Source organism: Mesorhizobium sp. M7A.F.Ca.CA.001.10.2.1 (assembly GCF_003998575.1).
GTDB lineage: Bacteria > Pseudomonadota > Alphaproteobacteria > Rhizobiales > Rhizobiaceae > Mesorhizobium.
In genome coordinates, this window is record NZ_RZQY01000281.1 from 1 (window position 1) to 7,340 (window position 7,340).

Below are 7,340 nucleotides of genomic sequence, written 5' to 3' on the forward strand. Positions count from 1 at the left end.
GCGGGGAGAGGCCCGAAGCTGCAGTTCCTCGGGATCCAGTTTCGGCGGGATGCCAGAGCGGGAATTTTCGATCATGAGCCCTCACCTCGCCGGCTGCCGCGAAAGAGCGAGATCCGCCGTTGCGGTTGCCTGCCGTCAATCCTGCTGATGCGGATCACCTGCTGCCGCTTGGTGCCGAGGCGAAGTTCGGCCGCGGCGAAGAGCCGATCGACGATGTAATAGTTGCCGCGCACGCGATAGTTGACGAGCTCGCTGCTCCCATCTGCGCCGACGATGAAGAGTGGTGGCGCCTCGCCCTGATCTATGCGACGAGGGAACTCAATATAGACCTTGCTGCCGTCGTCGAAGGCTCGCGTCGGTCTCCAGGGCGGTGTGTCGCCACTGATTGAGTAGCGAAAGCGAAGGTTTTCGAGCGCGATATTCGACGCGACCGGTGTAACTGCCTCGGCTTGAGCATTGCGCTGGCGAAGCGCGATGATCTGGTCTTGGCTGTAGGTCCAGGAGATTGCCGCCATTGCGGTCTTCTCGGTGCTTTGAAGCTGCAAATGATAGGTCCGCCGGTCCGTCGTAATGACGACATTGGTGGCAAGACCCGGCGCGAAGGGTTTTACCAGAACATGGGTGCGCTGATTGTCACCGGTGCCGCTTGCGGTATCGCCAATGACCCAGCGCACGGTGTCGCCAGCCGACACGGCGGTTAGTTTCTCGCCCGGCTGCAGAGCGATGTCGGTCACGCGCTCCGGCGCGGCATAGAGTTGATAAAGCGCGCCATCGGTGAAGGGGTAGACTTGCACTGCATTAACATACCCGTACTTGGTGGGTTGCTGGGTCGCGGCTTTGTTGGCATCAGCGACGCGTTCTTCAGGAGGGCGCTTGTCCTCGGCCTTGCCGGGCTCGGGCTGCATTTGGCCAGGCAGCGGCAGTGGTTTTGGCACCTCGACAATTCTAATCGGCCTCTCCGGCGCTTTTTCGATCGCGGCCGGTTTGAAGTCGGCAGCGTCATAGGAAATCTCAGGCGGCGGCACCTTCTTCGATGCACAAGCGGAAACGACCGCTGCCGACACCGATAGGATCAGCACGGCACGAATCGGTGACATTTTACCTTTCATTGGTGGACTCCGTCGGAGAAAGGGGGGCTGGGACGGCGCTGTCGAGCTCGCGTGACCAGTCAATGGCATTGATGAAGACGCCGAGCGGATTCTTGCGCAGCTGATCCGTATTGCTTGGCGAGCGGATCACGATCGTGAGGATCGCAGTCCAGCGCATCGTGCTGGCAAGGCTTCCGCGCTCAAACACCTGCTCGGTCCATTTGACCTGGAATGAACTTTCGGAGGCTCTGACCACGCTGGTGACCTGTACCGAAACACTGCGCGTTCCGATCTGACCGAAGGGGTCGTTCGCCTTGGCGTATTCGTTGAGGAAGAGCGCTGCGCGATCGCTAGCAAAGTCGTACGCTGCCAACCAGTTCTGCCGTACCAAAACCGGATCGGTGGAAACGGAACGGACATTCTGGATGAAGCGGCCGAGATGCCAGGCGATCTGAGCATCCGAGGGCTCATAATTCCGGATCGCCGGCGCGACGGCGTGCGTCTCGCCGAAGCCATCGACCTCGACGACATAAGGCACGACACGGCTTTGCATCGACTGCCATACGAGTCCGCCGGAAAGCCCGGTCGCCAAGGCCAGGCAGCCAAGGGCCATGATCCGCCAGTTCCTGGCCTGCAGTCGAGATGAGCCGATGCGCTCGTCCCACAGCTGGGCGGCTTTTTGATACGGCGTGACCGGTTCGGGTGTTTTGCCGTAACGGTGCACGGGTCGCTTGAAGAGCATCTAGTCATCCTTGTCGTTGAGAGAGGGGTTGGCGCTGCCTCCCGGCCGGTCTCCGTCTCGGACAGCTTGCACGGCAGCGTGGCGATTTGCCCGGGCGGTCTGTTCAGAACGTAGGCGCCTTGCCCACGTCGGCGCCGAAACAGTGGCCGAACCGGCAGAGCGTTCGGTCATTGACGCTGTCGGCGCGCCGCCGGTCGCGGTCCACGCGGCATCGCGCCCGGCATCGGCGTTGCGCCCAACACTTGCAGTGGCGGATCGCGCTATGCGTATAGCGGCGCCGCCAGCTGCACTGGTTACACCATGCATTCCAGCAGCCACACCGGAGAGGCCAGCGTCGGGCGAGGTTGCGCGCCCGATCTGCCATGACGTGGAAGCAGCCGATCCCATTGTTGTGCCGGCTCGGATGGCGGCGAGACCGCCGCTGGTTGCCATACGCGCGCCAGCAAATGCTGTGCCTCCAGCAACGAGTGATACACCCGCTGCCGCCGCGGTCGTGCCGAGGGCGGCGCCCGCCCCAAGCTGCGGTGCGCCTGAGACAAGACCCGACGCGATCCCCGGCCCAAAAATGCCAAGGCCAAGCAGTGCCAGTGCGCCCAGTACCTGGGACATGGCACCGGCAAGATCCGGCTCCTTGCCTTGCAATGCGGAAGCGAACTCCCCGAAGAGCGTGGAGCCGATACCGACAATGACGGCGAGCACCATCACCTTGATGCCTGACGAGATAACATGGCCGAGCACGCGTTCGGCCAGGAACGCTGAACGGTTCCAAAGTGCGAATGGAACCAAAACAAAACCTGCCAGCGTGGTGAGCTTGAACTCTAGGATGGTGATGAAAAGCTGGATGGAAAGGATGAAGAAGGCGATGATGACCAGGAACCAGGCCATCAGCAGCACGAAGATGGTCAGTGCGTTGCCGAAGATTTCCGGGAAGCCCAGGAGCTGACTGGCTTGGTCAAGCATTGGCCAAGCACCTTCGAAACCGGTCGCGGCAATGCGGCCCGGGCGCAAGAGATTGTCTGCCGACAGATTGCCGGCCGACGCCTTAATCCCGAGACCGGCAAAAGAACGATAAACGATATCGGCGAGGTTCTTGAAATTGTTCAGAATGAAGGCGAAGACGCCAACATAGAGCACCTTGCGGACAAGCCGGCCGAGAACGCTGGTTTCGTCGCCGAGCGCCCACGCCAGGCCGGCAAGTGTGATGTCAATGCCGATCAGAATGGTAGTGAGGAAGGCGAGGTCGCCCGATAGCAGACCGAACCCGCTGTCGATGTAGCGGATGAAGGTCTCCATGAAGCGATCGATGACGCCAAGGTCGTTCATGCCGCTGCCTTTCTCGTCGTGATGAACTCGTGATTAATTGCCGGGATAAGCCGAGCCGGTACCCAAGAATCGCTTCGTCATCTCGCGGGCGGCTTCGTCTGACTGGGCCTTGCGGGCGGCATCCTCGGCCTCAGCTCGAAACTGCGTTGCGAGCAGCGTCTGGATCTGCATCTGCTGTTTTGTCGAAAGCGCCATCAGCTGGTTGGTGGCCTGGCTTGCCTGAAGCGCACCGGCCGCCCCTTGGCTGCGGTTGACGAGATCGGCGAGCAGATCGCCGTCGGCGCGGACGTTCTCGACGATTTGCGACTGGACACCCATGGTCTGGCGGAACGCCTGCATGGCGGTTTGCCAACGCTCCCGCGCAGCACTCGCCACATCGCTGACTTTGATCGTGGCGTCGTAGCTTTCCGGATATTGGCTGCGCCACTGGTCTTGAAGCTTGCCCAGATCAAAGCTGAGGCCACTCGCCTGGTCCATCAAGCCGTCGATGCGATGGAGCGAACCGGTGAGTTGGCCAACGGAAGAGAAATCCAGACGCTGAAGATTGCGCGCCATGTTCTGCAGCATGGTCGCCTGATTCTGCAGCGACTGGATCTGGTTGTTGATCTGCTCCAATGCGCGCGCGGCCGTCAGCACGTTCTGCGCATAATTGGACGGATCGAACACGATAAGGGCGTAGGCGGGCTGCACATAGTCGGCCATAGGCTTGGCGATCAGGGAAACGGTGATCAGGCCGGAGAGAAGGCGTCGCCGCATCATGAGAATTGCTCCTTGTCTGGTTGAGGGAATTGCTTGAGAAGTTCGCCGGCCCAATCGAGGCCGCGCGCGATCAGGAACTGCGAGGCAAAGCTGCCTTGCCCGTCTTCGGACATGATCCTGTCGATCAGAGTCTGCGTGGCCGGATCGGAAGCACCGCAAAGCGCAAGAGCGATGGGGCCAAGCTCGAGCTCGAACAGACGGTTGCCGCGGCGCGATTGCAGATAATACTGACGCTTCGGCGTGGCGCGGGCGATCAATTCGATCTGCCGCTCGCTTAAACCGAAGCGCTCGTAGGCTGTGCGCGCCTGGGGTTCCACGGCACGATCATTGGGAAGGAAAATGCGCTGCGGGCAGCTTTCGATGATTGCCGGCGCTATGCCAGAGCCCGCGATATCAGCCAGCGACTGCGTAGCGAAGACAACCGACACGTTCTTCTTTCGCAGCACCTTCAGCCATTCGCGGATGCGGGCGGCGAACAGCGGATTGTCGAGATAGACCCACGCCTCGTCGAGCATGATCAGCGTGGGCCGTCCGTCGAACCGTTCCTCAAGTCGCTGGAACAGATAGGTAAGCACTGGCAGCAAAGCGCCTTGGCTGTGCATTAACTCCTCGGTCTCGAAACACTGCACATCCGACAAGGCCAGCCCATCATGATCGGCATCGAGCAGGCGGCCGAAGGGACCATCGAGCGTGTAGGGCATCAATGCGGTCTTCAGCGCATTGGATTGAAGCAGGACCGAAAGACCGGTCAGTGTGCGTTCCTGCGCCGGCGCGGTGGCAAGGCTGGCCAGCGCTGACCAAATAGCCTCCTTCACCTCCGGCGTGACGGTGACGTTCTCGTGGGCAACAAGGCTGGCGATCCATTCGGCCGCCCAGCTTCGGCTAGCCTGGTCGTTGATGCTGCGCAGTGGCTGAAAGGCAAGGGAACCGTCCGCTCCTAGCGCGTGGTGTTCTCCACCCATGGCAAGTGTTGCAGCACGGGCCGAATTGCCTTTGTCGAAGACATAAACCTGGGCGCCGGCGTAGCGCCTGAACTGCAGAGCAATCAGAGCAAGCAGAACCGACTTGCCGGCGCCGGTCGGACCAACAACCAGCATGTGGCCGACATCTTCGACGTGGGTGGAAAGCCGAAACGGTGTCGACCCACTGGTCTCGGCAACGAAAAGCGGTGGCGCTTCGGTTTGGGTGACTTTCGCGAGATGCTCGTTTGTCGCAGGACCGGCCCAAACCGACGACAGCGGCATGAGATGGGCAAGATTCAATGTATGAACGAGCGGTTGGCGAACGTTAGCGTAGACATGGCCAGGCAATGAGCCGAGCCAAGCCTCGACCGCATTGACGCCTTCTCGGATCGTGGTGAAGCCGAGCCCATTGATGATGCGCTCGACCGCGCGAAGCTTCTCTGCAGCGGCTTGGCGATCCTCGCCCCACACCGTCACGGTGGTGGTGAGATAGCCGAAACTCACATGATCACCGCCCAATGCCTGAAGGGCTTCGTCGGCATCGAGCGCCTTGTTGTCGGCATCGCTATCGACAAGCGGGACCGGCTCGTTGGTAATGACCTCGCGTAGGATTGCCACGATCGACTTGCGCTTGGCAAACCACTGCCGGCGCAATCGCGTCAGCGTCTTCGTGGCTTCCGTTTTCTCGAGCGGAATGAAGCGCGTCATCCAGCGATAGGCGAAATCCTGATGATTGAGGGTATCGAGGATTCCGGGCCGGGTGAGGTTCGGAAAGCCGAGGATGGTCAGTGTGCGAAGATGCTGCTCACCAAGCATCGGCTCCAGGCCACCGGTAAGCGGCGCATCGACCAGGATTGCATCCAGATATATCGGCGTTTCCGGGGCCATGATAGGATGGCGACGAGGCGAAATCGTGCCGTGGAGGTAGGTCAACGTCTGAGCATCATCGAGGACGCGTACTTCGGACATGAAACCCGAGAAGAGATCGAGCACGCGGTTGGTCTCGTCACGGAACCTCGCCAGATCCTGGCGCCAGTCTCTTTCTCCTCGGGAATAATGAGAGTCGACGAGCGTGCTTTCTGCGCGCGCCTGGGCGTCCGGCGGTGGCATAAACACCAAGGTCAGATGATAGCGGCTCTCGTAGTGCGCTACCTTCCCCTCGAAAGCAGCGCGGCGTTCTTCGTCGACCAGCCACGACGCGGCGTCAGGAAAATGCGAGTTCGGATAGCCCAGCGCTTCTGTGCGCTCGGCCTCAAAGAACAATGCCCAGCCAGAGCCAAGGCGTCTGAGAGCATTGTTCGCCCGGGCGCAAATGCCGACGAGTTCAGCCTCCGTCGCACTTTCGAGATCCGGGCCGCGGAACCGCAACGTCCGCTGAAAGCTGCCGTCCTTGTTGAGCACGATGCCGGACGCAACCAAGGCAGCCCAGGGTAGATGGTCGGCAAGCCGGTCGGCTTTGCTTCGATATTCCGAAAGGTTCAGCATGCAAGCCACCCCTTCAGACGTAGGTGGCGCACAAGCACGCTGGCGAAGTCCGGATCGCGTCTTGCGGCAAACACCGCTAACGAGTGGCCTGCGATCCAAAGCACCAGACCAGCAATCCATTGCTGCAAGCCGAAGCCAATGGCCGCGGCCACTGTACCGTTGAGGATCGCCACCGCGCGCGGAGCCCCGCCGAGCAGGATCGGCTCGGTCAGCGCCCGGTGGACCGGTACTGCGAAGCCCTCGATATGCTGCTCCCCGGCGGCCATCAGACGAGCGCCCCACCACCGAAGGAGAAGAAGGAGAGGAAGAAGCTCGATGCCGCGAAGGCGATCGACAGACCGAAGACGATCTGAATCAGGCGCCGAAAACCACCGGCGGTGTCGCCGAAGGCAAGCGTCAGGCCGGTGGTGATAATGATGATGACCGCAACGATCTTGGCGACCGGTCCCTGGACGGACTCCAGGATCTGCTGCAGCGGCTGCTCCCACGGCATGCCTGAGCCGGCGGCATAAACCGGGGCCGTGATAAGAAACGCGAGCGCTGTGGACGAAAGAAAGCGAAGCTTCTTGCGCATGAGGAAGGCCTTTCAAAGCTGCTGGAGTTGCGAAAGCGTGAGCGGGGCAACGGCGTAATCGCCGCTGCCGTCGAGACCGGTGACCTCGGCGATTGCGTCGATGTGGCGCGACGAGCCGCGTCCCGCTATGAAGACGATCAGATCTATCGCCTCAGCGATGAGCCGGCGGGGAACGGTGACCACGGCTTCCTGGGCGAGTTGCTCAATGCGATAGAGAGCCGAGCGCGCGGAATTGGCGTGTACGGTAGCGATGCCGCCTGGGTGCCCGGTGTTCCATGCCTTCAGCATGTCGAGCGCTTCCGCGCCCCTCACCTCGCCCACGATGATGCGGTCCGGCCTGAGCCTCAGCGTCGAGCGCACGAGATCGGCAAGGGTGACCGAGCCCCGCCTTGTTCTCAGGGCAACGC

8 protein-coding genes are annotated in these 7,340 nt (G+C 61.3%); all 8 read right to left on the bottom strand.

The features are described 5' to 3' along the window. Nucleotides 1-71 precede the first annotated feature (71 nt). Nucleotides 72-1,109 carry a P-type conjugative transfer protein TrbG gene (trbG, locus tag EN964_RS18620; RefSeq protein ID WP_024502857.1) on the bottom strand — a complete coding sequence of 346 codons (1,038 nt, stop codon included), beginning with the start codon at nt 1,107-1,109 and terminating at the stop codon, nt 72-74. Beyond that, the gene (gene trbF / locus EN964_RS18625; RefSeq protein WP_024502856.1) at nt 1,099-1,830 is read right to left on the bottom strand and encodes a conjugal transfer protein TrbF; all 732 of its coding nucleotides are present in this window, start codon (nt 1,828-1,830) and stop codon (nt 1,099-1,101) included. The genes trbG and trbF overlap by 11 nt, the downstream gene beginning before the upstream one ends. Further along, nucleotides 1,831-3,153 carry a P-type conjugative transfer protein TrbL gene (trbL, locus tag EN964_RS18630; RefSeq protein ID WP_024502855.1) on the bottom strand — a complete coding sequence of 441 codons (1,323 nt, stop codon included), beginning with the start codon at nt 3,151-3,153 and terminating at the stop codon, nt 1,831-1,833. Between the two features lie 33 nt (nt 3,154-3,186). Then, nucleotides 3,187-3,912 carry a P-type conjugative transfer protein TrbJ gene (gene trbJ, locus EN964_RS18635; RefSeq protein ID WP_024502854.1) on the bottom strand — a complete coding sequence of 242 codons (726 nt, stop codon included), beginning with the start codon at nt 3,910-3,912 and terminating at the stop codon, nt 3,187-3,189. After that, nucleotides 3,909-6,359, bottom strand: coding sequence for a conjugal transfer protein TrbE (gene trbE / locus EN964_RS18640; protein ID WP_024502853.1), 2,451 nt, complete (start codon nt 6,357-6,359; stop codon nt 3,909-3,911). Before trbE ends, trbJ begins: the two co-directional genes overlap by 4 nt. After that, nucleotides 6,353-6,625, bottom strand: a complete 273-nt coding sequence (locus tag EN964_RS18645; RefSeq protein WP_024502852.1) for a VirB3 family type IV secretion system protein — start codon at nt 6,623-6,625, stop codon at nt 6,353-6,355. The genes trbE and EN964_RS18645 overlap by 7 nt, the downstream gene beginning before the upstream one ends. Further along, nucleotides 6,625-6,933: a TrbC/VirB2 family protein gene (locus EN964_RS18650; protein WP_024502851.1), complete on the bottom strand. Its 309-nt coding sequence runs from the start codon at nt 6,931-6,933 to the stop codon at nt 6,625-6,627. The genes EN964_RS18645 and EN964_RS18650 overlap by 1 nt, the downstream gene beginning before the upstream one ends. A gap of 12 nt (nt 6,934-6,945) precedes the next feature. Next, a partial coding sequence (locus EN964_RS18655) for an ATPase, T2SS/T4P/T4SS family (protein ID WP_164775875.1) occupies nt 6,946-7,340 on the bottom strand: 395 nt, incomplete at its 5' end.

Bases quoted from the DNA above. Each gene is read 5' to 3' on its own strand.
- trbF (WP_024502856.1), bottom strand. From the start codon at position 1,830: ATGCTCTTCAAGCGACCCGTGCACCGTTACGGCAAAACACCCGAACCG.
- trbG (WP_024502857.1), bottom strand. From the start codon at position 1,109: ATGAAAGGTAAAATGTCACCGATTCGTGCCGTGCTGATCCTATCGGTG.
- EN964_RS18645 (WP_024502852.1), bottom strand. From the start codon at position 6,625: ATGGCCGCCGGGGAGCAGCATATCGAGGGCTTCGCAGTACCGGTCCAC.
- trbJ (WP_024502854.1), bottom strand. From the start codon at position 3,912: ATGATGCGGCGACGCCTTCTCTCCGGCCTGATCACCGTTTCCCTGATC.
- trbL (WP_024502855.1), bottom strand. From the start codon at position 3,153: ATGAACGACCTTGGCGTCATCGATCGCTTCATGGAGACCTTCATCCGC.
- EN964_RS18650 (WP_024502851.1), bottom strand. From the start codon at position 6,933: ATGCGCAAGAAGCTTCGCTTTCTTTCGTCCACAGCGCTCGCGTTTCTT.
- trbE (WP_024502853.1), bottom strand. From the start codon at position 6,359: ATGCTGAACCTTTCGGAATATCGAAGCAAAGCCGACCGGCTTGCCGAC.